Genomic DNA, 22898 nt, shown 5'->3' on the forward strand with positions numbered 1-22898 from the left:
GATCTTCCGGTCTGCTCTGATGGGCGGTCTGATGACGCATCCGACAAGCTTCGATGCTGATCGCGATCACCCGTGACGCCAACGCTCCAGGCACTCCACGAAGGGTGACGATAATGCCATCTTGAGGCACCTTATGCACTAATCAGGATGTGATGGTTAGGAAACAGTTGATGGACCGATTCGCGTCGGAAGGGCGATAAGCCCTACTTGCGAGTACAGAGGGAGTCGGAGCTGGCATGAAGCGCCTTTCAGGCGTGGTATACGCGGCCTTCGTGGTGGTCGCGCTGTCCGTCGCCACCCTGTCCGGGTGTGGCTCGGACAACCCCTATGAGCTGCCCGAATATCAGCCCGGACAGGCTGCCGGGTCGCTGTCGGAGGCGGAGCCCGGCCCCGATGCCGACGGTGATCCCGACACCGGCGACGGGCCCAGCGGCGCCGGCTCCAAGTCGTCCGATGCGTCGCCCTCCGAGACCGAACCGATACCAACCGTTTCCCGGCAGCCGAGCCCAGCGTCCTCTGCTGTGACCTATGAACCGGCCGACCCGGCGGGTGAGGGCGCCTGGGTCGAGCGCGGCAAGGTGAAGGCGCGCAACCAGCGCGGCCGGGCCGCCGTCGATGCGGTGGTCGGCTACATGACCCAGCGCGTGCAACTGTCCAACACCTGGCAGGTCGACGAGGACGCCCTCGCCGCCGTCGCCACCGGCCAGGCCGTATCCAGTGCTCGGGAACGCGCCTTGAGCCAGGAGGCCGCCGGGCGCCGGTCCACCGGTGCCTTCGTCGTCAACGTCTCGTCGGTGAAGATCAAGGACGATCGCGCCACGGTGACGGGTTGCCACCTCGACCGTACTTCCGAGGTGGACGAGAACGGATATCAGCTCGTGCCGCCTCCCGGAGGAGTGCTGATCAGCATGGAAGTCGAGTTCGCGCAGGGGGTCTGGCGGGTCTCGTCGTGGCCCACCGAGAAGGTTCCCACCTGCAAGGCGGCCCAGAAGTGAGGGCCCGGCCGGTTCCGCTGGCGCTGGCTGCCCTGCCGCTCGCCGTCCTGGCCTCGATGTCCGCGGCTTCCGGGGCGCGAGCCGATCAGACCCCGGGCGGTGACACGGAGGCCGGTGGCTACTCGGTCTCGGTGCAGGTCAAGTTCACTGGGAATGCAGCGCCGGGTGGGGGCGGCGGCAGCACTCTCGCGGTGAATCTGCACCCGGTCTGCTGGTGGGAAGCGGCCCCCGGCGACTACACGAACGCCGAGGCCATGCTCGACTGGTACGACGCGGTCACCGGTGGGGTGCAGAGCCCCGGCATGTTCGCGCAGTACGGTCCGCGCAGCGTCTGGGAGGACGCCGCCGCCCGGGAGGCGTCCGGGCAGGACCTGTCTTGGTACAAGGCCTACTGCAAGGACCCGCGCGACTACGTGGACTACGGCCTGGGCTCGGTGGACACCGGCGACGACAACCCGATCGCCGGCAACAACCCCACGTGGACCACGTTCCTCTTCCGGGCTTTCGGCGCCGGAGAAGAGATTCCGGCTCCGATGGTCACACCCGAAGAACTGGCCCAGGCCGCCCGCGACAACCTGCAGATCCCCGACCCGGAGATCGACCGCAACCCGCGGGTCCACGAAACTGGCGACGCCACCCTGGTCGGTCTGCCCACCTTCTTCTGGGTCACCGACCCGGACTCGGTGGGCGGCGAGGCCGGGGAGCGCTTCATCCGGGCCGAGGTGGTCGGGGCCGGAGAGGCGGTGTGGGCCGAAGTCACCGCTGCTACGGGCGGTCTCAACCTGGACTGGCCCGGTGGCCACAAGCTCTGCCCGCCTGAGGTGGCGATGAAGCCCTACACCGCCGGCATGGGCGAGGCGGGAGCCTGCACGGTCGAGTTCCAGCGGGCCTCAACGGGTTATCCGGGTGGGTATCCGGTGCAGGCATCCACGGCCTGGACGGCGCAGTGGGTGGGCTCCGACGGAGGTGGCGGTGCGCTCGATCCGCTGGCCAACGAGGTCACTGAGCTGATTCCGGTGGCCGAGGTGCAGAACGTGGTGGAGCCGTAACATTTGGTACGGGGCAGATTTCGAGCAACGGACGCTTGGCGGCGTTCGTGAGGTAGGTAGCCGAGGCGTCCTCTCAGGAAAAGAGGATGGACGCCTCGGCTGGCGTTCGTGAGATCGAGCTACCTAGACCGACCTACCTAGACCGAGGACGCGTAGGCGCCGGATAGCCCACGTCGTCCCACCCGATCGGCCAGACGTAGGGCTCGGACCTGGGGGTAGCGTCCGGCTTCCGGTTCACTGAGGCCATCCTGACCGCCGCCAGTGAACGCGAGAGTCTCTCGGCCCAGGCCGCCTCCACCAGGTCGGGCCGGATCCCCTCCAGCACTGGAGACTCCGCCCGCCGGAAAGCGATCCTGGTGCCCGAATCGGTTTCGGCGTCCGAGCTGTTCGAGCTGTTCCGGGTGTCCGTGTTGCTGCTCCTGGCGTCGGAACTGCTCCGGGAGCCCGAACTGCCTCGCGAGCCCGAACTGCTCCGGGAGTCTGAACCGCTCGCCGTCTCCGGGCCGCAGAGCACCACCGCCCGGCAGAGTTCCGGCAGCGACTGCTCATCCTCGTCCACACAGATCGCGTGGATGCCGGCGTTGGCCCCCTCCTCCAGTAGCGGCAGCACCCCTGGTATCCCCGTCAACTTCCTGGCTCCGTCCAGCACCACCACCACTTCCGGTGAGGCGGTGACCCGCTGGCCAGGGGGAAGGCGCTGCCGCAGGCGTTCGTCGATCAGGCTGCCCAGTTCCAGCAGGCGCCGTTCGATCGACTCGTGGTCGTTGCCGATCAGCACCGAGACCCCTGACGCCTCGTCCGGTCGCGTGTGAGGCAGCCGCGACACCCACTCCCAGCGTCGGCGGGCGGCGTAGTCGTGCCCGGTGAGAACCGTGATCCGTAGCTCGCGGGGAGCATGAAAAGCCGCGCACTGAGCCACCAGCCAGCGGGTAGTGGCCTGCGCGACGGCTGCCCTGCCCACGATCCCCAACACCCCGATGGCCTGCAGGTTCAGCGTGACCGGCACATCTTCGAGCAACGTCGGCAGAGACTCGGGCGGCTGGGTACGCAACCGGGTGCGCCCGACCCGCAGCGGCGCTCCGGAGTCGCGATCCTCGATGACTGTGCGCGGTGGCTGCGGTGCCAGCCCAAGTCTTAGCTGTAGCCAGTCGTCGTCCAGCGGAAGCCGCTCCCACAGGCGGCGCCCCGGCCCGACCGCCGTAAGCAGCGTGACCCCCGGATCAGGAGTGGCCTCCCGCCGCGTCCGGGTCTCCCGGGCCAGAGTGCCCCGGATCTCCTCGCGCGCCTTCTCCCGTTCGCGTATCCACTTCTCCAGCAGCCGGCGCTGCTCGCGCCCCGGTACTGAACGGGCGCTGACCGGACGCGACGGCAGCACGAAGTGGGCTCCACCGCGTGGCCGGGCCGAGCGGGTGTGCCGGAACAGTTCCAGCCCGAGCCCGTTCTCGTACTCCTGGTAGTCGGCGTCCGGTTCGCTGATCGCGGCCAGTTCCAGCACGGTCTCGGACGCCTGAAGGTGGACACCGTGCGGCCAGGTGCGCCGCTCAGTGTGTTCCTGCCCATCCAGCCGGAAGCTGATGCCCTCGCCCGGAATCACATCGACCTGACCACCGGGCCGAGCGCTTAGCGTCAGGGCGTTCGCCGGCAGATCGGCGTCCGGCAGATCCAGTCCGGGGGCTTCGTGACCGATCACGGTCTGCCCGAGGCCCAGCCGGTGCACTCGTCCAGCGCCGGGCCCGTTGACCACCCTGATCTCCGCGACGCCGGTGGGGGCGGGGGCCGGATGTTCTTCGTGCGCGTGCAGTTCGATGACGCTACCCGGACGCACCCCAGCGGAGCGCAACGTGTCAGCCCCACCGCCCGGATTCGCCCGCCGTCCGTCCACCCAGACTTCGACCCGCTCGGCCTGGGCCGGGTCGGTGTCATCGTCCAGCGCCACGAGCAGGTGTGGAAGCACCATGGCCAGTTCGGAATCCGGATGCGCATCGATCAGCGCCTCGGTCTGGGTACCGGCTGCCCTGCCGTCCCGCAGCGTGACAGCAAACCTCACTCGTGACCCCCAGCCGTGTGGCCCGAACCCAGTCCCGGAGCGCTCGAATATGCCACGAAGCGACGGTACGTACCAGTCTGTTGGTGTTCAGCCGGGCACAAAGGGTGGTTAAGAGGCTGGGGCCGGTGGGGGAGATTGTGTCGGCTGGGCCAGGGAGCACGGGGGACTCTGGATCTTGCCGTCAGGTTGGGCCGGGGTTCGCTCGGCGGTTGTGTGCTGCCCGAAGGCGAAGGAGATCGAGTGCTCCCCGGGCAGCCTGATCGACCTTAGGCACATGCCCGGTTCAGGTTCAGGCCGGGGTGGTCCTGACTGGTCTCGTCGGTGACTGCGTCCACCAGCCCAGTCCCGGCCAGCCCAGCCCCGACCAGTCCGGCGCCGACCAATCCGGGCTCCCCGGGACCGGCGTCGATCGCGACCTCACCAGCCGGCTCGGAAAGCGCTGCCCCGGAACCGATCGGTCCGGAACCAGGCGGAAAGAGGACCTTCGCGTTCTCGTCGGGTTCATCGCTCCACAGCGAGCACTCGACCCGGATCACCTTGTCGCTGGACGTTCTCAGTGCGCGAGCCAGATCCTCGTCCGGCGCCTCGTACTGGGCGAGCCAGAGCCGCACCGGACGTCCTCGGAAGACGTCTTGATACGGTTCGACCTCGAGATGATCCTCCACCTCGGCCAGTCCCATACCCAGGGTGACCAGAGCGCAGGCGATCAGGAACGCCAGAGTTGCCCAATCCTGCTCTTCGCCCGGTCGGTAACTTGCCGGCGGGTCGATGAACAGCTCGGGCAGGCCGGCCCATCCCAACCCGTTCGTGTGCACGCGGCGCAGCCGACGAGGCTGGCCGCCCACTACGTCCACTCGTATCTGGGTTGCCACTGCTGACGGCGGCTCGTCCTCCGGTAGATCTGGGTTGTCCGGCAACATGGCCAGACGCTCCAGATAGCGCTGCATCTCGTCGCTCGTCATCGAAAGGTCCTTCCCCCTGAGTCTTTCGGTGAATCCATCATGGAGGAAGGGAGAAGAACGCCCGGAAAGTTGTCCACAGGCCTGAAGTCCTGTGGACAACTCCGGGTTCGTGCGAGTGGCCGTCCCGTGGAAAGGCAGGCCTGTGGATAGTTCGACCTGTGGAAAGCCGCTTCGTGAAATGATCGCCCCTGACGCCCAGGAGCCTGATCAGGAGGACAGCAGAGCCACCAGTTTGTCGAGCTGCTCGTTGGTGCCCTGCTCCATCATGGGAAACATCTCGTCCGTGATCTCTCCGGTGAAGTGCTGCATCAGGCGTGTCTTTCCGCCGTCGTCGCTGAACGAGACAGTGATCTCGCCGCCACCCAGACCACGCTGATCGTCCCAGCCGTAGACCAGCCGGTCGATCGGCTGGAGCTCGCGGATGGTCATCGCGGACGGGTATTCGTTGCCCTCGCCGTCGACCATGGTCAGGTTGAAAGCCCCGCCCTCGCGCAGTTCGACGGTGATCTGGTCGGCCGGGGTGTGCAGTCCGTTCGGCCCCCACCAGCGGGCGATCTGCTCGGGGATCGTGTATGCGTCCCAGACCAGCTGCTGCGGAGCGTCGAAAGTCCGGGTGAGGGTGAGTTCGCGGGTGGGCATCAGAGATTCTCCTTGGTCGGCTCGGTCGATCAGGCTATGAGATGGGCGGCGAGGGTGGAAGCGGCTCCTCGTCTGAAATCGGGTTCTGGTGATGGGCGATCAGAAGGGAGGCGGTCCCAAAGTTTCATCTATCCCGGTGCTTTCACCCCAGGGGGCGTTGGGAGGGCGGTTGACCGGGGGCAGCTTCTGGTTGCGTTCGCGGGCCTTCAGTTGAGCCTGATCGGTCTTGAACTGGCGGTCGAGTCGCTGTTGCCAACGCTTGGTGCGCTGGGTTGTCCGTTCCGCGGCGGGCATGGCGTCTTCGCGAGAGGGGCGGTTCGGCGCCGTATCGGCTGGGCTCGGGGCTGCCGGAGTAGGCTTCGAAGCGGGTTCGGCCTCTGGGGCTGAGGCTGAGGCTGGGGCACTGAGCACGGTCCAGCCGGGCATGCCCGGTAGACATGGTGGTGGGTTGTCGTGATTGACGCCGTCCGGGGTGGTCCAGATGATGGTGCCGGGTGGGTACGGTTCATCCGGACGGACCATGCGGGCTTCCCATCCGCCGAAAGTCTTTGCACGGTGGTGTCTTCTGCAGGCCGCGTGAAGATTGCACGCACAAGTGCGCCCGCCGCGCTCGAACGGCGTCAGGTGATCCAGGTCGCAGGTTGCTGCTGGTCGGGGGCAGTTGGGGTAGGTGCAGGTTTGGTAGCGGGCAATGACCTGGCGGGCCAGGTCATTGCCGGGTCGGTAGCGGTTGGCCTGTGCTGAATCGTGCTCATGGCCCTGGTCGGAGCCTGTACGTGGCGCAGCACCGCATTCTGCACCGGGCTCTGAACCGGATTCCGCCCAAGGCTGCGGCGCTGGGCTCTGGGCAGGGCTGCGCCTTGACACGTCGCGGTGGTCTGGAAAGACCGGCATGAGGACGACACTGGTTGCCTGGGCAGCGATGCGTCGCGCCTGATCGGCCGCGATGGCTCCGTAGCCTTGTAGATGTCCCAAGGTTTCGCTGAGCCCTCGAAGCGTTCTGTCGGTGAGGGTGACAACCGCCAGGGTTGCCCGGCCGTTGCGTTGAGACACCTTGGACAGTTCCCAGAAGGCCGGGATGTGGCCTGTCGGAACGGCTTGCAGGCCGAACTCGGTGAAGAAGCGTTGATCGGCCTCCTCCTGGGCTTGCGTCTCGGACTCCAGACGATCGATCAGAGCGCGCCGCGCACAGGCGGAGCAGACCGAAGGATCGGGCGAATCGCTGTGCTCGGTGCCTTCGGCCGGCGAGTCGGGCGTGCCAACCGGGTCAACTGGGTCAACTGGGTCGGGGTTGTCTGCCTCCGGCTCGGACGGGCGGTGGCCAGGTTGCGGGGCGGGCCGCGGGTCCGGGTCTTCCCGGGTGAACTGTCGTGGATCGCGCGCCAGCGGCACGTCGATTCCTTCAGCCAGCGCCTGGAAGATCGCGGCCAGGGCGTCGGCCCGGCGCTGCTCATGGGTACGTGGATCGGGCCGGCCGGTGGCCAGGGCGGCGTCGCGGGCCGCGTCGGCCATCGCGTCCAGAACTGCCTCGATGAGCTGGATCTTCTCGGCGGAGAGGTTGGCTCCGAAGGCGGCCATACCGTCGGGCAAAGGCTCGGTCCAGACTCGGCGGGCGTCGTTGGCCTGGCGGTGCCGTTCGTTGGTGTCGGTCGGCCGCAGCCCTTGGAGCAACTGCCCGATCAGCTCCTTCAGTTGTGGGTAGGCGAGCGCCGGAGCCTGCAGAACCAGCGCGGCCTGCACGATCGCCCACTCGTCACACCCCGGCTTGAACCACTCAAGACCGGGTGACGGGTTGTGCAGCCGCCGGGCGATCAGTTCGGCCCGCAGCCAGTCCAGGCGGCCGGCCTTCACCAGCGCCATCACCCCGGGCAGATTCTTCGTCAGATGGACGGTGGTGGCCACGATATGACTCATGCGCTGCGGCGTGATGGTCAGCTCGGGCGCCAGCCGGTTTGCCACCATGGTCCGCGAACCGATCTGCGTGGCGTCATCCTCGTCGGGATCGAGGTCGTCATCGGATGCGTCGGGATCGGCCGAACCGTCCGAGACATCCGCTCCGTCGGCAGGACGAGCCACGCGAGCACGCGGACCCCGGCGAGGACCTCGACGAGCAGGCGCCGTGCGCGCCGCCAGCAGAGCGATTGCCTCGGCTTGGCGCGCAGCGAACTGACGCAGAACGAATTCCGACTCCAGCACCGACTCCAGAAGCGCATCCGCTGAGAGGCCCTTCAAATCGTCAAGCTTCGAGAGGTAGGCCCCCGGAACGGTGGCTCCAGCCGAAGCGTCGTGTCGGCCCTCGTAGATCGAGTCGCCGTCTGATCTCGGCGACGTGGGGGCGAGGCTGGGCAGTCCACCCACCCGGAAGGTTCCGTCGCTAAGTCTGCTCACGCCAACACCCCCGTATGGCAACATCTCTCGGCAGTCCCGACTGCTGAGAAAGAGACTAGCTCGCACCACCGACAATCTTGGCCAACCACCTAAAACGCCCATGCGGGGCAGGCGTCGCCGCAAAGGTTCCAAGCCACAAGCGTCCTCAAGATCGAAAGCGGTACAGCCGAACGCGAGACCGGTCCACGGACACTGAATTGGCCGTGTCACCCCCGACCGGCTCGCGGCACCGTAAAGGGCATGCGCAGATTTGCCCAGGTGGATGTCTTCACTTCTCGGCCCGGTCTCGGCAACCCGGTGGCCGTCGTCCTCGATGCCGAAGGCCTCAGCGACGAGGAGATGCAGCGGCTGGCCAACTGGACCAACCTCTCCGAGACCACTTTCGTACTGCCCGCGACCACCTCAAAGGCCGATTACCGGGTCAGGATCTTCACGCCCGGGCGCGAACTCCCGTTCGCGGGTCACCCCACGATCGGCACGTGCAAGGCGCTTGTGGACGTAGGTCAGCTCCAGTCGGGTGCCGCGTGGGTCCAGGAATGCGCCGCCGGGCTGGTCGAACTGCGGCGTTTGGACGATGGCGCGACGGCTTTCGCAGCGCCGGCGGCGGTCTCGGTGGAACCGCTGGTCGACGAGGAACTGTTCACCCGGGTGCTCGGGGGTGTGAAGGCGGACCAGCCGACGATCATCGAGATCGGCCCACGCTGGCTGGTCGGCCGGGTCCGGGTGGAGGAGTTGCACGCGTTGCAGCCTGACCTGGCTGCCTACCGGAAGCTCTGCGCGATCACGACAGACTTCACGCTCTACGCCCTGGACGCCGCCGGCGATCTGCACGTGCGCTCGTTCTTCGATGACGGGGGCAGCCTGATCGAGGACCCGGTCTGCGGCAGCGGTAACGCCTGCGTCGCCCGCCACGTGCAGCTGAGTGGGCTCGATGTGGCGCTGGGCAGTGGGTACCAGGCTTTCCAGGGGCGTCATCGGGGACGGGACGGTCGGATCTCGGTGCAGCTTGGTGAACAGAACTGGATCGGTGGCGAGGCAGTGACCGTCGTCTCGGGCACCATCGCCGTCTGAACTGGGACGTCGGGCCGAAACTGTGGAGCAAGAGCCCGCTGAGTTGGAGGCCTTGGCCGGAATCTTCGAACCCGGAGCCACGTCGTCGGGACCAGGCACTGCACCTGTCGGGTGAATTAGGGTAGCCTCACCTAAGTAATTCGGGCGTCGAGCCCGGCTGCGGTGCGTCCCGGAGGCCCCTGGTGAGCTTGCTGTCATTCGACGGATCGTCCATGGGGACCCCGGACGAGCTGTCCCATCCCGTTCACGACCTGATCGGCGTCGGGTTCGGCCCGTCGAATCTCGCCCTGGCGATCGCCGCGGTGGAGCACAACGACGGGGCCGGGGACGGCGACCGGGTGGCGGTGCGGTTCTTCGAGCGGCAGCAGTCCTTCGGCTGGCACCGGGGCATGCTGCTGGAGGACGCGACGATGCAGGTCTCGTTCCTGAAGGACCTGGTCACGATGCGGAACCCGACCAGCGGGTTCAGCTTTCTGGCCTACCTGCACGAGAACGGCCGGCTGGTCGACTTCATCAACCACAAGACGCTCTTCCCGCTGCGCCTGGAGTTCCACGGGTATCTGGAATGGGCTGCGGCCCGGGTGGCCGACCTGGTCGACTGGGGCCACGAGGTGGTCTCGATCGAGCCGGTGATCAGCCAGGACGAGGTGGTCGCCGTCGATGTCACGGCTCGTGAGCTGACCGCGGACGGCAACGGTCGCGAGGTCACCTACCGGGCCCGCAACGTGGTCATCGGCACCGGCCTGCAACCTCGTTTTCCCGAGGGGATCTCCGGTTCCGCGCACGTGTGGCACAACCACCAGCTGCTGCACCGGGTCGAGGAGATCGACGTGGACGCGGCCCGCCGGTTCGTGGTGGTCGGCGCCGGCCAGAGTGCGGCCGAGGTGACGGCGTTTCTGCACGAGCGGTTCACGGCCGCCGAAGTGGTCTCCGTGTTCTCCCGCTACGGCTACAGCCCGTCCGACGACACCCCCTTCGCGAACCGGATCTTCGACCCGGAAGCGGTGGACGACTTCTACGACGCCCCGGCCGAGGTCAAGCAGATGCTGACGGGGTACCACTCCAACACCAACTACTCGGTGGTGGACGGTGACCTGATCGAAGAGCTGTACCGGCGTCAGTACCAGGAGAAGGTCACCGGGCACGAACGGCTGACCATGATGAACGTCTCCCGGGTGGAAGCGGTTCGTGAGCAGGCCGACCAGGTGAGCGTGACCGTGCGCTCGCTGGCTACCGGCCGCAGCGTCGACATGGACGCCGATCTCGCAGTTTTCGCCACTGGCTACGACCACGTCGACCCGCGGCCGTTACTGGGCGACCTGGCTCCTGACTGCCGACTGGACGCCGAAGGCCGGCTGAAGGTGCAACGCGACTACCGGGTGGAGACCTCACCGGGGATCCGGGCGGGCATCTATCTGCAAGGCGGCACCGAACATACTCATGGGCTCTCGTCCGCACTGCTGTCGACGATCGCGGTGCGCTCCGGAGAGATCCTGACCTCGGTGGTCGGCGCTCGGGCGCAGGCGGCCAGGTCCCGGGGAGCGAAGGCACCGGCGGCTGCGCTGCGTGCCTTCTTGCGGTAGGCCGAAGTGGATTTCCCGCTGACGCCGTTGCAGGAGGGGCTGCTGTTCGAGGTTCAGCAGCGCCGGGAAGACACCCCGGACGTCTACATCGGACAACTGGTGCTGGACCTGCAAGGCGAGCTCGACCCCGTGCGCTGGCGGGCCGCGGCCCAAGGTCTGCTCGACCGGCACCCGAATCTGCGGGTGGCCTTCCGGCCGAGCCGGACTGGCGAGAACGTGGCGTCGGCCGACCACGAGGTCACGCTGCCCTGGCAGGAGATCGACCTCGGGCAGATGTCCGCGGCGGGTTACGGCCGGGCCGTGCTGGAACAGGAACTGGCCGGGCTGCTGGAGACGGATCTGCTGCGCGGGTTCGAGCCTTCGGCGGCTCCGTTGATGCGGGCGACGTTGTACCGGCTCGGTCGGGCGCACCATCGGCTGGTGCTCACCTACCACCAGCTGCTGCTCGACAGCTGGTCAATGCCGGTGCTGCTGGAAGAGCTGCTCATCTTGGCTCGCTCGGACGATACTGCCTCGGACGGTAAGGAACTTTCGCCGCCGTTGGATCATCGGCTGTATCTGGACTGGCTGAGCGAGCGCGATCAGGGGGCCGCGCTGAAGGCCTGGCGTGAAGAACTTGCCGGCCTGACCCGAGGCACCCTGGTGGCCGGCACTCTGCCGAACGACAACCAGCCGGCCCAGGTCGAACGGACGCCGACCAGGCAGACGCCGACCAGGCAAGCACCGACCCGGTTGCCCGAGCGCCTGGTGACCGAGCTGGATCCGCAGACCACCGCCGCACTAGGTGATTTCGCCCAGAAGGAACGGGTCGAGCTGAGCACCGTTGTGCAGGGTGCCTGGGCGCTGGTGCTGTCGTTGCTGACCGGATCGCAGGACGTGGTGTTCGGCGCGACCGTGTCACCGGGCCCCGCACAACGGCCCGAGTCGGGAGTGGGGCAGTTCGCCAACACCGTGCCGGTCCGGTTGCGGATGGATCCGGCGCGGCCGATCGGCGAGATCCTGCGGACCCTGCAGTACTCACAGGATGCACTGCGGGAACATCAGCACCTCAGCCTCGCTGCCATCCAGCACGCTGCCGGGGTGGGCGAGCTGTTCGACACGATCGTGGTTTTCGAGGATCGCTCGCTGAGTGCAGGGCTGCACCGGTGCGTGGACGAGGTCGAGGTGGCCGACGCGGCCGTACGCGACGCGTCGCATTATCTTTTCGCGCTTTCTGCCCGGACCGGCGAACATCTTTGCCTGGAGCTGGAATTCGCGCCCGATCAGCTCGACGCGCAGTCGGCGCAGGAGGCACTGGACCGGCTTGCCGGTGTACTTCGGCAACTTGTTCAGGCTAGTATTTCATCAGCCGGGCGGCTCGACCTGCTCCTGGAGGGGGAGCGGGCCAAGCTGCTCGGCTTTTGGTCATCTGGTGAAAAACCTGTCCACCGGCCCGCAACCATTCTTCACGCGCTCGCGCAGCAGTCTCAGGCCACCCCCGACGCCGTTGCGCTGGTCACCGCGGAACAGCGTTGGACGTACGCCGAGCTGGAGGAGTGGAGCGGGCGGGTAGCAGCGGGCCTGCGCCGGCATCATCATCACGACCTGCGCGGCGAGATCGTGGCGCTGTCACTGCCGCGCGCCTGGATGCTGCCGGCCGTGCTGGCGGTGATGAAGACCGGGGCCGCGGCCCTGGCCCTGGAAGGCGCCGAGCCCGCAGGCCGGGCCTACGTCATGCTCACAGACGCCTCGCCGGCCATGGTCATCCGCTCGGTCGAACAGCTCGAGAATGCCTGGTTCTCGGCGAATTCCGAACTGCCCGAGATCACCGCCGCGATGCCGGCCTACGTCAGTTACACGTCCGGCTCGACCGGTGCCCCGAAGGGCGTACTGACCACGCACGCCGGTCTGGCCAACCTGCTGGCCAGCCACCGGCGTCAGCTGATGCCGAAGTTCACCGGGCGGCTACGGATCGGGCACGTGCACTCGTTCGGGTTCGACGCGTCCTGGGACCCGGTCCTGTGGATGCTGGCCGGGCATCAGGTGCACGTCATCGCCGAAAGCGTCTGCCAGGATCCGGAAGAGCTGGTCACCTATCTGGACAAGCACGGCGTCGACGGCCTCGATCTCACCCCGGCCCACCTGGGCGAGCTGATCGGGGCCGGGCTGCTGGAGAGCCGCCTCAAGCTGGTCGCGGTCGGCGGTGAGCCAATGGATCCGCAGCTGTGGCAGCAGATCTGCGCAGAGCCCGGTTTGCAGGCTTACGACCTGTACGGCCCTACTGAGACAACTGTGGACGCGTATGGCTGGGTAGGCGATCGAGCCGGTCGGCGCAGTGCCTATCGGGTGGACGGGGTGCGGACGTACCTGCTGGACGGCGCGTTGCGTCCGGTGCCGGCGGGGGTGATCGGTGAGTTGTATGTGGCCGGGCCTGGTCTCGCCCTCGGGTACCTGAGGCGCCGGGCTCAGACGGCTGAACGATTCGTGGCTGACCCATTTCGGGTGGGTGAACGGATGTACCGCACGGGCGATCTGGCCCGCTGGAGTCCGGACGGTGTTCTGGAGTTGCTCGGGCGGGCGGACCGGCAGGTGAAGGTACGCGGGTACCGGGTGGAACTCGGCGAGATCGAGGCTTCGCTCAAGGCACTGCGTCTGGTCCAGCAGGCCGCGGTAGTGCCGATGGACGACGGTCGTCTGGTCGGGTACGTGACCACCACCAGGAACGTGGATCCCGAGGAGATCCGGGCGGCGTTGACCGGGCGCCTGCCGGCCGCGATGATCCCGGCCACGATCGTCGTGCTGCAGAGTATGCCGCGTAGCAGTAGTGGCAAAATGGACGTATCGGCCCTTCCGGCAGCGGTTTCCACGGGCGTGCTGCACCCCCGGACCGAACGGGAGCAGGCCCTGGCCGAAGTGTTCGCCGAGGTGCTGGAGGTGAACCAGATCGGCATCCGCGACAACTTCTTCGCGATGGGCGGGCATTCGCTGCTGGCCATGCGCCTGGCCTGTCGTCTGCGGACCGGGCTCGGTGTGAAGGTCGGCGTGCGGGACATTTTCGATGCGCCGGACGTGGAGCAGCTGGCGCGACGTCTGCCGGTTCTGGCCGAACGGTCGGAACTGATCCCGGTTTCGCCCCGTCCGTCGGTGGTGCCCTTGTCGGCGGCTCAGGAGGCCGCGCTGCCGGGTGGCAACGTGCCGATGACGTGGCGCCTGATCGGCCGGCTGAATGTTCAGGCGCTGCGCGAGGCATTGAGCGACCTGGTGATGCGGCACGAGAGCCTGCGCACGGTGCTCGATGCGAGTTCTTCGGTGCAGGTGGTGCTGGAAGGGGCAACTGAGCTTCGGGTCGTCGAGGCTTCCGGCAAGGCTTTGAAGCGTTTGATTGAGGACGCTTCGGGGCACGGCTTCCGCTTGGACGCGGAGGTTCCGCTGCGGGCGACTTTGTTCCGGGTGGCTCCGGACGAGCATGTGCTCCTGCTCCTGGCCCATCGCTTCGCGGTGGACGAGTGGTCGGACGTTCCGCTGCTGCGTGACCTTTCCACGGCCTACGAGGCTCGGGTGCTTGGACAGTTGCCCAAGTTCGAGCCGTTGCCCGTGCAGTACGCTGATTACGCGATCTGGCAGCGGTCCCGGCCCGGGCGGGACAAGCAGGTGGCCTACTGGCGGGAGCGACTGGCCGGTCTGGGCGGGTTCAGCCTGCCTGCCGACCGGAAACCTCCGGCTGTGCGCAGCGACCAAGGCGGTGCCGAACCGTTCCTGATCGAGCCCGAGCTGGCCCAGCAGTTGCGGGCAACCGCCGCTGAGCACGATGTTTCGCTGTTCATGCTGCTGCAGGCGGCGGTGGCGGTGCTGCTGACCAAACTGGGCTCCGGCGAGGATCTTCCGTTGCTCTCGTCGATCAGCGGCCGGGGTGATCCGGCACTGGACGAGATGGTCGGAAGCTTCACCAACGTGCTCGTGCTGCGTACCGACACCTCGGGCGACCCCAGCTTCGCCGACCTGCTGGCCCGGGTGCGCGACTGCGATCTGGCCGCGCTCGATCGCGGGGACGTTCCGTACGCTCAGCTTGCCCAGTTCGCTCAACTCGACCGAATGCCTCAGGTGCGGGTGGCGTGCCGGACCGGAGCGCCACGTCCATTGGTTCTGAGGGGTCTGTCGAGTCTGCCGGTGCGCCTGGAGCAGACCACGTCCGAGTTCGATCTGTCGTTCGACCTGACCGATCTGGGGCCGGACGGTCTGGACGGCGCGATCGCCTACCGGTCCGAGCTTTTCAACTCGACCACGGTCGCGCTGCTCGGAGCCCGGCTGGTCCTTGTCCTGGAGCAGGCGGTGCAGCAGCCGACCGCCCGGCTGAGCCGGTACGACGTTCTGCTGCCCGGCGAACGCGAGAAACTGACCGGGGAATGGGCGGCCGGCGGACCGGTTTCCTTGGAGACGATGGGCCTGACCATCGTGGATCTGCTGGCCCAGCAGGCTCGTCGGCAACCGGCAGCCGCGGCCCTGGTCACCGCGGACACCAGTTGGACGTTCGCCGAACTGGAGGCCTGGACCAACCGCGCGGCCCGGGTGCTGCTGTGGGCCGGGCCGTTGCGCGGTAAAGTCGTTGCGCTGAAACTGGATCGGGCCTGGATGCTGCCTGCGATCCTGGCGGTGCTGAAGACCGGTGCCGCGTACCTGCCGATCGACTCCGGGCAGAGCGACGAGCAGGTCCGGGTCATGCTGCAGGACGCGAAACCGGTTCTCACGCTGGACTCACCGTCATTGCTGGAGGGCGAAGAATTGGATGCGCCGCTGAACGATCCGGACCGGGGCGGTCGGCTGGGACCGGACATGCCGGCGTACGTGACCTATCCGGAGGGGAAGCCGGCCGGGGTGATCGTGGCTCATGCCGGCATCGTGAATCTGGCTGCCTCGCATCGGGAAAGGCTGATCGGATCGGACGCCAAGCCTTGCCGAGTGGCCCAGGCGATGTCGTTCGGGCGGGACGAGGCCTGGGAATCGGTGCTGTGGATGCTCGCCGGGCACGAACTGCATGTGCTGGCCGAACCGGCCGGTGAAAGTCCGGCGGCAGTGGTTGAGTATGTGCGGGAAGCATCGGTGGACGTGCTCAGCGTCGACTCCGAGCGGCTGGGAGAACTGGTTTCAGAAGGGCTTTTGCCGGCTGGGTTGTCGGTGTTGCTGCTGGGCGGAGAGGCGGTGGAATCGGGTTTCTGGAAACAGGTTTGCGCGGTGCCGGGATTGGTGGTTCACGACCTGTACCGGGCGGCCGAGGCATCGGTGGACGCGTACGGCTGGCACGGTGACGCGGCGGGTGGCCGGGCGGCCTATCGGCTGGACGGTGTGCGCACTTATGTTCTGGACGGTGCCCTGCGGCCGGTTCCGACCGGGGCTACCGGAGATCTGTACCTGGCCGGGGTCGGGCTGGCCTACGGCTACCTGAACCGGTTCGATCTGACCGCAGGATCTTTCGTGGCCGATCCGTACCAGACCGGCCAGCGGATGTACCGGACCGGCGACCGGGCCCGGTGGTCGCTGGACGGTGTGCTGCAGATCGCTCCGGACTGATGGATCAGGCCTTGCTCTCGGCCAAAGGCTTTGCGCTAGTATGTATCTGAAGCTTCCGGAAGAAAGATTGCGGGGCCGAGCAGGGTCACGGGGAGAATGCCCGCGGCGAGGGGAGTGCTGGCCCCTCGGCGTCTCCCCGTGGCCTTGCCCGGCCCCGCAGTCGTTTTGGTTCTGAGAGCTCGACAGTTCTGGTCTGGAGACGAGGTGCGGAGAAGAACATGAGCAACCCGTTCGAGAATCCCGACGGCACCTACCTGGTCCTGGTGAACGATGAGAACCAGCACAGCCTGTGGCCCGACTTCATCGAGGTACCGGCCGGCTGGCGCTCCGTTTTCGGTCCGGAGGCCCGCCGGCCGTGCATCGACTACATCGAGACCCACTGGCAGGATCTGCGCCCGGCCAGCCTGGTCGACTTCATGGAAGGGCCGCAGGTTTAGCTTTCGTCCCCGACGGCCGTGGCCGGGTCCCCGTCGGCGGCCTGCGTGATCAGCGGAACCAGCTCCTCGATCAGGAACGGCAGGCTCAGCACCGTGACGAACGAGGTGGCCGCCCCGAGCTCGGAAAGCGGTGCCCCTCCGTCGGTTCCGTCCGAAAGATAGACGTCCCGCGCGTCCTTGAACACGTCGAGCTTGTTGTACAGGTTGTCCGCGGCCAGCCCGGCCTTGTCCTTCACCGGGTCCGGCACCAGCCAGACCAGCGCGTCCACGTCCAGCAGTTCGATCCGTTCCTTGCTGATGCTGGCGCCGAACTGATCGCCCACCGCCTCGGCCAGACCGTCGGGCAGGCTGAAACCGAGCGACTTCAGGAACTGGCCGCGCGGGTCCTCCTCGGAGTAGACGTAGTAGCCCTCGTACAGGGTGGCCATCAGCGCGATCTGCTCAGCGAAGCCCGGGTTGTCGGCGCGGACCTGCTCGAACTGGGCGTTGACCTCGTCGACCAGCTTCTGCGCCTCGGCCTCCATCCCCAGCGCCTTGCCCAGGGTGGGGGTGATCACGTCCCAGGCTACCCCGTAGTCCTTGGCGTCCTTGGGCGCGGGCAGGGTCGGCGCGATCTGCTGCAGCTTGTCGTAGTCCTCCTGGGTCACGCCCGAGTACATGCCCACAATCAGGTCCGGCTGCAGCGCCGCCACCTTCTCGAACTGGATGCCGTCGGTGCTGTTCAGAACCTCGGGAACCGCGGCGCCGCCCAGCTTGTCGGTGGCCCAGGGCCAGATCGCACCCTCCTTCGCGCCGAACCACTCGGTGGTCGCGATCGGCACGGTGCCCAGGGCCAGCAGGGCGTCCTGCTCGACCAGGCCGACCACCACGACCTTGGTCGGCTTGGCCGGGATCTCGGTCGAGCCGAACTTGTGCTCGATGGTCACCGGGAAGGCGTCGGAAGCGGCGTCGGCATCCGCGCCGGAGCCGGGCGCGGTGCTCGAGTCACCGTCGGAGTCACTACCGCAGGCGGCGACGAGGGCCAGGGTGGCAGTGGCGATCGTGGCGCCGAACGCGCGCCGGGACAGTCCTGAACGCACGAGACGGGCAGACATCGAAAGACCTCCAGTGATTAGGTTTGCCTACCCTAATCACTGGAGGTCAGGTGCTCAATGCCTCAGTGGATCGTGACCGAAACGACCTCGACCGAGCCGTCGCCGAGCTGGGAATCGGCACCGTCGGGCAGGTCCACCGTGTGCTGGCCGTCATCGTCGTTGTAGGTGATCGAGGTGCGGTTGACCCCGGTCTCCACCCCGGCGATGCCCGGGATGCTGCCGTTCCAGGTGCCCGCGTTGGCGAAGCACTGCACGGCGGTGTGGACCCCGTCGCCGTCCGGGTCGTTCATCACCCGGACGTAGCCGGATGCGCCGGAATCGGAGCAGGGCGGGCTGTCGATGGCGAGGGCAGGGACGGCCGTGGCCACGGTACCGGCGGCAGCGATCGCGGCGATGGCGGCGGAGCCCAGGGCGGCTCGGGTGCGGGTGATCATGATGCGGTCCTTTCCCACGAAACCGATGGACGACGTTGTCGCCGTCTCCATCAAGTTCGAGGGCCGGCCCGGACATTTGGTTCGAAAGGATCATGCTTTTTCTGCGAGATGCCGGATGACCTGCGCAGCTGAGCCGGTGGGGGCGCTGCGGAATCCGGTGCCGGCCCACAGGTGCAGACGATCGGAGTCACCGGCCCGGGCCGCGGCCTGGCGCAGCGAGCGGGTGAGGTGGTGCACGGCGGGGTAGGCGACCGGCGCGGCCTGGCTGTGACGGTCGGTGAAGCCGTTGCGCAGGGCGCGGGCGGGTCGGCCGGTGAAGGCCCGGGTGGTCACGGTTTCGGCGAACGCCGGGTCGGCCAGAGCGGCTCGGTGCAGCGGGGAGGTGCCGGCCTCGTCGGTGCGCAGAAGGAGCGTTCCCACCGCGACGGCCGAGGCGCCGGCGTCCAGAAGCCTTCGCACGGAGCCGGGCCCGTCGACCCCACCGGCCGCAATCACCGGAAGCCCGACGTTCGCGCAGACCTGGCGGACAACGTCCGTTGTTGAAGCAGTTTCGACGACCCGCGCCGGATCGTGCGTGGCGCTGTGGCCACCGGCGTCCGAGCCCTGCACCACCAGGCCGTCCACGCCCAGGGCATCAGCGGCGACGGCTTCGGCGACGGTGGTGACGCTGGCGAACACCTGCGAACCGGCCTGCTGCAGAGCGGTGATGTCCTCGGCGGCGGGCAACCCGAAGGTGAGCGAGACGACGGGGACCGGGTGCTGCACCAGGAGAGCAACTTTCGCGGCCCAGTCGTCATCGTCGACCACCGGGGAGGGGTCGAGGTGGAGGCCGTACTGGTCCGCCTCCGGCTGGATTCGCTCGGCGTAGGCCTTGAACGCCGCGGTGTCCACGGTCTGCGGGCCCGGCACGAAAAGGTTGACGCCGAAGGGTTTGCCGAGCGAGCGAACTTCCTCGATCTCGGCCGAAAGTGCTGAGGGACTCTTGTATCCCGCTGCCAGGAAAGGGAACGCGCCGGCCTGAGCGACGGCGGCGGCCAGACCGGTCGTAGTGGGACCACCGGCCATCGGAGCGGCGACCAGGGGGAGCGGGGTACCAAGCGTCATGAACGCAGCATGCCAAAGCCGACCACAGAGGCGACGAGCAGCGCGCCGAGACCGGCGCTGGTGGCCGCCAACGACCGGCGGGACTCCCACCACAGCCGGACCGCCGGATAACTGGCTGCCGCGACCAGGAAACTGGCCAGCGCCAGGTAGGAACCGATGAACCCGAACAGCGTGGCGAGCAAGGTGCAGCCCAGACCCACGGCCAGCGCCTCGGCCGAAGTCAGGTCGTCCTTCACCGCCCAGCCGCAGGCCACTCCGATCACGCCGAGGCCCAGCAGCGTGCCGAGCCCGGCCGAGAACTCCGACAGGTAGAACAGGCCGACCCAGTAGGCGGCCACCCCGACGAAGGCCGCAGCACCGACGGCGACGGGCATCGGACGCCGGCGGCGGATCGCGACGAAGACGCTGGTCGCGGCCACGAAGGCGGCGGTGACCAGGAAGAGGGCGATCAGTTCGGGGTCGGGAACGATCAGTTGCCCGTCGAGGTTCTTCAGCTTGTCCATGGTGGACCAGCCTGGCCCGGCCGCAAACCGATCACATCGACCTCAGGGCGGATCCGGCGCGGGCCGGACGTCATCCCAAGGTCGCACCCACACCGCTGCGGCGGGCCGCCCGGTCCACCGGGATGATGAGCGGGGTCCCGGTCTCCGGGTCAGGGATCACCCGGCACTTCAGACCGAACGTCTGCTCGACCATCTCGGCGGTGACGATCCGGCCCGGGTCACCTTCGGCCACGATCCGGCCCTCGCGCATCGCGATCAGGTGGGTGGCGTAGCGGGTGGCCAGGTTCAGGTCGTGCAGCACCGCGACCAGGGTGCGGCCCTGTTCGTGCAGGTCCGCGCAGAGGTCGAGAACCTCCACCTGGTGGGTGATGTCGAGGTAGGTGGTGGGCTCGTCGAGCAGCAGGATCGGGGTCTGCTGGGCCAGCGCCATGGCCAGCCAGACCCGCTGGCGCTGGCCGCCGGACAGCTCGCCGACGTAGCGCTTGGCCAGCTCGTGCACGCTGGTCTGCTCCATCGCCTCGACGACGACGGCCTCGTCCTCCTTCGACCACTGGCGCAGCAGCGACTGGTGCGCGTAGCGGCCGCGGGCCACCAGGTCGCCCACGGTGATCCCGTTCGGGGCGATCGGGGTCTGCGGCAGCATGCCCAGCCGGTGCGCGACCTGCTTGCTGGAGTAGCTGCCGATCGCCTTCTCGTCCAGGTACACCTGGCCGGCCTTCGGGCCCAGCAACCGGGCCAGGGCCTTGAGCAGGGTGGACTTGCCGCAGGCGTTGGGCCCGACGATCACCGTGAACGAACCGTCCGGGACGGTGACGCCGAGGTTCTCGGTGACCACCCGCTGGTCGTAGCTGAGGGTCAGGCCTTCGGCCCGGAGCCTGCTCATGGAATCAACGACCCTTCCGCCACTCGTGAACCAGCAACCAGCACAGATACGCCCCGCCGAGCAGCCCGGTGGCGATCCCGACCGGGACCGGGCCCGAGGGCAGCGCCCGCTGCGCCACCCAGTCGCTCGCCACCAGCAGCAGTGCGCCCATCGCGGCCGAGGAGGCCAGTCCGGACCCGGCGCTGCGGGTCACCCGGATCGCCAGTTGTGGGGCGGCCAGAGCAACGAACGCGATCGGTCCCGCGGCCGAGGTGGCCACGGCGGCCAGCGCCACGGCACAGGCGAACAGCAGGCCGCGGGTGCGTTCGACCGGGACGCCCAGGGCGGTGGCCGTTTCGTCGCCCAGGGAGAGCATGTTCAGGTGCCGGGACTGCCAGAAGGCCAGCGGGAGCAGGACGATCACCGCCAGCAGGAGCGGCCGGACCTGGTCCCAGGAGCGGCCGTTCAGGGTGCCGATCAGCCAGACCTGGGCGCCCACCGCCTCGTCCAGGCGGGCCCGGGTGATCAGGAACGAGTTGAACGCGTCGAGCATGGCGCCGATCCCGATGCCGACCAGGATCAGCCGGAAGCTCTGCGCGCCCCTGCGGTAGGCCAGCAGGTAGATCGCCACCGCGGTGGCCGCGCAGCCGAGCAGGGCGCCCAGCGCGATCTGGTTGGTGCTGCCGTTCAGCACCAGGATCACCAGCAGGGCCCCGGTGGACGCGCCGATCGTCAGGCCGATGAAGTCCGGGCTTCCGAGCGGGTTGCGGGTCAGGCTCTGGAAGATCGCGCCGCTGACCCCGAGCGCGGCGCCGACCAGCAGGGCGGTCAGGGTCCGGGGCAGGCGCAGGTCCAGCACGATGAACTTGGCGCCGCCGGTCTCCTGGCCCAGCAGGGTGCGCACCACGTCGGGCAGCGGGATCTCGAAGTCGCCGCTGGCCAGGCTGTGCAGGGCGATGGCCAGGGCGAGCAGGACCAGGACCAGGGTGACGGCGGCGGCGCGTAGGTCGATCCGGGCGGAGACCGAGCCGGTGGGGTTGCGGACGACCGCGCCGCTGAGCACCTGCGCCCGGCTCACAGCTGGGCCAATCGGCGGCGCCGGGCCAGGACGATGAACACCGGGGCCCCGACGAACGCGGTCACGATGCCGACCTGCAGTTCCGAGGGCGCGGTGATCACCCGGCCGATGATGTCGGCCAGGAGCAGCAGCACCGGCGCCAGCACCATCGAGTAGAGCAGGATCCAGCGCTGGTCGGGGCCGGTGAACATCCGGGTCATGTGCGGTACCGCCAGGCCGACGAAGTAGATCGGGCCGACCACCGCGGTGGCGCCGCCGCACAGCAGGGTCACTGCGAGCATGCCCAGCAGTCGGGTGCGCATCACGTGAGCGCCCAGGGCCCGGCCGGTCTCCTCGCCCATCGCCAGGGCGTTCAGCGCCGGGCCGAGGGCCAGGGCCAGCCCGATGCCGATCGCGACGAAGGGCGCCACCCGCCAGCCGGCCGAGACGCTGACGTCGCCCAGCGAGCCGACCTCCCAGAACCGGTACTTGTTGAACACCTCCGGCCGCAGCACCAGGATCGCGTAGATCCCGCTGCCCATCACGGTGGTGATCGCGATACCGGCCAGGATCTGCCGGTCGGGCGTGGCCGAGCGGCCGGTGTTGCCCAGCAGGAAGACCACGACCGAGGTGAGGGCCGCGCCGGCGAAGGCGAACCAGACGTAGCCGCTGATCGTGGTGATGCCGAAGAACGCGATGGCCAGCACCACGCCGGTGGCCGCGCCCAGGTTGACCCCGAGCAGGCCCGGCTCGGCCAGCGGGTTCAGGGTGAGCGCCTGCATCAGCGCCCCGGAAAGGCCCAGGGCGGCGCCGACCATCAGCCCGACCATGGTCCGGGGCAGGCGCAGGTCGTGGATGATCGCGGCGTTCGAGGAGCCGTCGTTGTCCCACCACAGCCGCCAGCTCTCGCCGAACGGGATGAACTTGGCCCCGAACGCCAGGCTGGCCACGACCACCACGCCGAGCAGGACCAGGGCCAGGAGCAGCCCGGTCAGGCGCAGCGAGTCCCGGCCGCCGCGATCGCGGGTCCGGACCGGCGGATCGGCGGTGACCGCCATGCCATCTCCTTCATGACAACCGTCCTGGCGATCTGACAAGGTCGGCAGACAGCATTCAGTCGGGCATACCT

17 protein-coding genes are annotated in these 22898 nt (G+C 68.1%); 6 read left to right on the forward strand and 11 right to left on the reverse strand.

Translation table 11 applies throughout. The features are described 5' to 3' along the window. The first annotated feature begins 236 nt into the window (after positions 1 to 236). Both LR394_RS04855 and LR394_RS04860 read left to right on the forward strand, forming a co-directional pair. Positions 237 to 995, forward strand: coding sequence for a hypothetical protein (locus tag LR394_RS04855; RefSeq protein ID WP_231439142.1), 759 nt, complete (start codon positions 237 to 239; stop codon positions 993 to 995). Then, complete coding sequence (locus LR394_RS04860; protein ID WP_231439143.1) at positions 992 to 2044, forward strand: hypothetical protein; 1053 nt, start codon at positions 992 to 994, stop codon at positions 2042 to 2044. The genes LR394_RS04855 and LR394_RS04860 overlap by 4 nt, the downstream gene beginning before the upstream one ends. A 133-nt stretch (positions 2045 to 2177) precedes the next feature. Here the strand turns inward: LR394_RS04860 and LR394_RS04865 are convergent, their stop codons facing one another. The 4 genes from LR394_RS04865 to LR394_RS04880 form a co-directional block, all read right to left on the reverse strand. Next, positions 2178 to 4091 (reverse strand): hypothetical protein, encoded by a 1914-nt coding sequence (locus LR394_RS04865; protein ID WP_231439144.1) that lies wholly within the window; start codon positions 4089 to 4091, stop codon positions 2178 to 2180. Between the two features lie 266 nt (positions 4092 to 4357). Then, complete coding sequence (locus tag LR394_RS04870; RefSeq protein WP_231439145.1) at positions 4358 to 5053, reverse strand: hypothetical protein; 696 nt, start codon at positions 5051 to 5053, stop codon at positions 4358 to 4360. A gap of 207 nt (positions 5054 to 5260) precedes the next feature. Continuing rightward, positions 5261 to 5692: an SRPBCC family protein gene (locus LR394_RS04875; RefSeq protein ID WP_231439146.1), complete on the reverse strand. Its 432-nt coding sequence runs from the start codon at positions 5690 to 5692 to the stop codon at positions 5261 to 5263. A gap of 99 nt (positions 5693 to 5791) precedes the next feature. Beyond that, positions 5792 to 8080, reverse strand: a complete 2289-nt coding sequence (locus LR394_RS04880) for an HNH endonuclease signature motif containing protein (RefSeq protein ID WP_231439147.1) — start codon at positions 8078 to 8080, stop codon at positions 5792 to 5794. A gap of 240 nt (positions 8081 to 8320) precedes the next feature. Between LR394_RS04880 and LR394_RS04885 the strand changes: the two genes are divergently transcribed. From LR394_RS04885 to LR394_RS04900, 4 genes are all read left to right on the forward strand, one after another. Then, positions 8321 to 9151, forward strand: a complete 831-nt coding sequence (locus tag LR394_RS04885) for a PhzF family phenazine biosynthesis protein (protein WP_231439148.1) — start codon at positions 8321 to 8323, stop codon at positions 9149 to 9151. A gap of 212 nt (positions 9152 to 9363) precedes the next feature. Continuing rightward, entirely contained in the window at positions 9364 to 10734 is a 1371-nt protein-coding gene (locus tag LR394_RS04890) for a lysine N(6)-hydroxylase/L-ornithine N(5)-oxygenase family protein (protein WP_407936983.1), read from the forward strand. A gap of 6 nt (positions 10735 to 10740) precedes the next feature. Then, the gene (locus LR394_RS04895) at positions 10741 to 16278 is read left to right on the forward strand and encodes a condensation domain-containing protein (RefSeq protein ID WP_231439150.1); all 5538 of its coding nucleotides are present in this window, start codon (positions 10741 to 10743) and stop codon (positions 16276 to 16278) included. A gap of 218 nt (positions 16279 to 16496) precedes the next feature. Further along, positions 16497 to 16715, forward strand: a complete 219-nt coding sequence (locus LR394_RS04900) for an MbtH family protein (RefSeq protein WP_231439151.1) — start codon at positions 16497 to 16499, stop codon at positions 16713 to 16715. On the opposite strand, the gene LR394_RS04905 is transcribed toward LR394_RS04900, so the two are convergent. The 7 genes from LR394_RS04905 to LR394_RS04935 form a co-directional block, all read right to left on the reverse strand. Next, a complete protein-coding gene (locus LR394_RS04905; protein WP_231439152.1) occupies positions 16712 to 17809 on the reverse strand; it encodes an ABC transporter substrate-binding protein in 1098 nt (365 codons plus the stop codon). The genes LR394_RS04900 and LR394_RS04905 overlap by 4 nt on opposite strands. A gap of 62 nt (positions 17810 to 17871) precedes the next feature. Beyond that, positions 17872 to 18243 (reverse strand): beta/gamma crystallin domain-containing protein, encoded by a 372-nt coding sequence (locus LR394_RS04910; protein WP_231439153.1) that lies wholly within the window; start codon positions 18241 to 18243, stop codon positions 17872 to 17874. A 90-nt stretch (positions 18244 to 18333) separates the two neighbouring features. Next, on the reverse strand, positions 18334 to 19347 hold the full coding sequence (locus LR394_RS04915; RefSeq protein ID WP_231439154.1) for an NAD(P)H-dependent flavin oxidoreductase: 1014 nt from the start codon (positions 19345 to 19347) through the stop codon (positions 18334 to 18336). Next, positions 19344 to 19850, reverse strand: coding sequence for a hypothetical protein (locus tag LR394_RS04920; protein WP_231439155.1), 507 nt, complete (start codon positions 19848 to 19850; stop codon positions 19344 to 19346). Before LR394_RS04920 ends, LR394_RS04915 begins: the two co-directional genes overlap by 4 nt. A gap of 70 nt (positions 19851 to 19920) precedes the next feature. Beyond that, positions 19921 to 20733: an ABC transporter ATP-binding protein gene (locus tag LR394_RS04925; RefSeq protein ID WP_231439156.1), complete on the reverse strand. Its 813-nt coding sequence runs from the start codon at positions 20731 to 20733 to the stop codon at positions 19921 to 19923. 4 nt (positions 20734 to 20737) lie between these two features. After that, positions 20738 to 21790 (reverse strand): FecCD family ABC transporter permease, encoded by a 1053-nt coding sequence (locus LR394_RS04930; protein ID WP_231439157.1) that lies wholly within the window; start codon positions 21788 to 21790, stop codon positions 20738 to 20740. Then, entirely contained in the window at positions 21787 to 22827 is a 1041-nt protein-coding gene (locus LR394_RS04935; RefSeq protein ID WP_231439158.1) for a FecCD family ABC transporter permease, read from the reverse strand. The genes LR394_RS04930 and LR394_RS04935 overlap by 4 nt, the downstream gene beginning before the upstream one ends. Positions 22828 to 22898 lie beyond the last annotated feature (71 nt).

The sequence above is a fragment of the Kineosporia babensis genome, assembly GCF_021129305.1.
GTDB lineage: Bacteria > Actinomycetota > Actinomycetes > Actinomycetales > Kineosporiaceae > Kineosporia > Kineosporia babensis.

Excerpts from the sequence above, each read along its gene's own strand:
- LR394_RS04855 (WP_231439142.1), top strand. The coding sequence starts at position 237 with ATGAAGCGCCTTTCAGGCGTGGTATACGCGGCCTTCGTGGTGGTCGCG.
- LR394_RS04910 (WP_231439153.1), bottom strand. The coding sequence starts at position 18,243 with ATGATCACCCGCACCCGAGCCGCCCTGGGCTCCGCCGCCATCGCCGCG.
- LR394_RS04900 (WP_231439151.1), top strand. The coding sequence starts at position 16,497 with ATGAGCAACCCGTTCGAGAATCCCGACGGCACCTACCTGGTCCTGGTG.
- LR394_RS04905 (WP_231439152.1), bottom strand. The coding sequence starts at position 17,809 with ATGTCTGCCCGTCTCGTGCGTTCAGGACTGTCCCGGCGCGCGTTCGGC.
- LR394_RS04890 (WP_407936983.1), top strand. The coding sequence starts at position 9,364 with ATGGGGACCCCGGACGAGCTGTCCCATCCCGTTCACGACCTGATCGGC.
- LR394_RS04915 (WP_231439154.1), bottom strand. The coding sequence starts at position 19,347 with ATGACGCTTGGTACCCCGCTCCCCCTGGTCGCCGCTCCGATGGCCGGT.
- LR394_RS04925 (WP_231439156.1), bottom strand. The coding sequence starts at position 20,733 with ATGAGCAGGCTCCGGGCCGAAGGCCTGACCCTCAGCTACGACCAGCGG.
- LR394_RS04870 (WP_231439145.1), bottom strand. The coding sequence starts at position 5,053 with ATGACGAGCGACGAGATGCAGCGCTATCTGGAGCGTCTGGCCATGTTG.
- LR394_RS04920 (WP_231439155.1), bottom strand. The coding sequence starts at position 19,850 with ATGGACAAGCTGAAGAACCTCGACGGGCAACTGATCGTTCCCGACCCC.
- LR394_RS04935 (WP_231439158.1), bottom strand. The coding sequence starts at position 22,827 with ATGGCGGTCACCGCCGATCCGCCGGTCCGGACCCGCGATCGCGGCGGC.
- LR394_RS04885 (WP_231439148.1), top strand. The coding sequence starts at position 8,321 with ATGCGCAGATTTGCCCAGGTGGATGTCTTCACTTCTCGGCCCGGTCTC.
- LR394_RS04875 (WP_231439146.1), bottom strand. The coding sequence starts at position 5,692 with ATGCCCACCCGCGAACTCACCCTCACCCGGACTTTCGACGCTCCGCAG.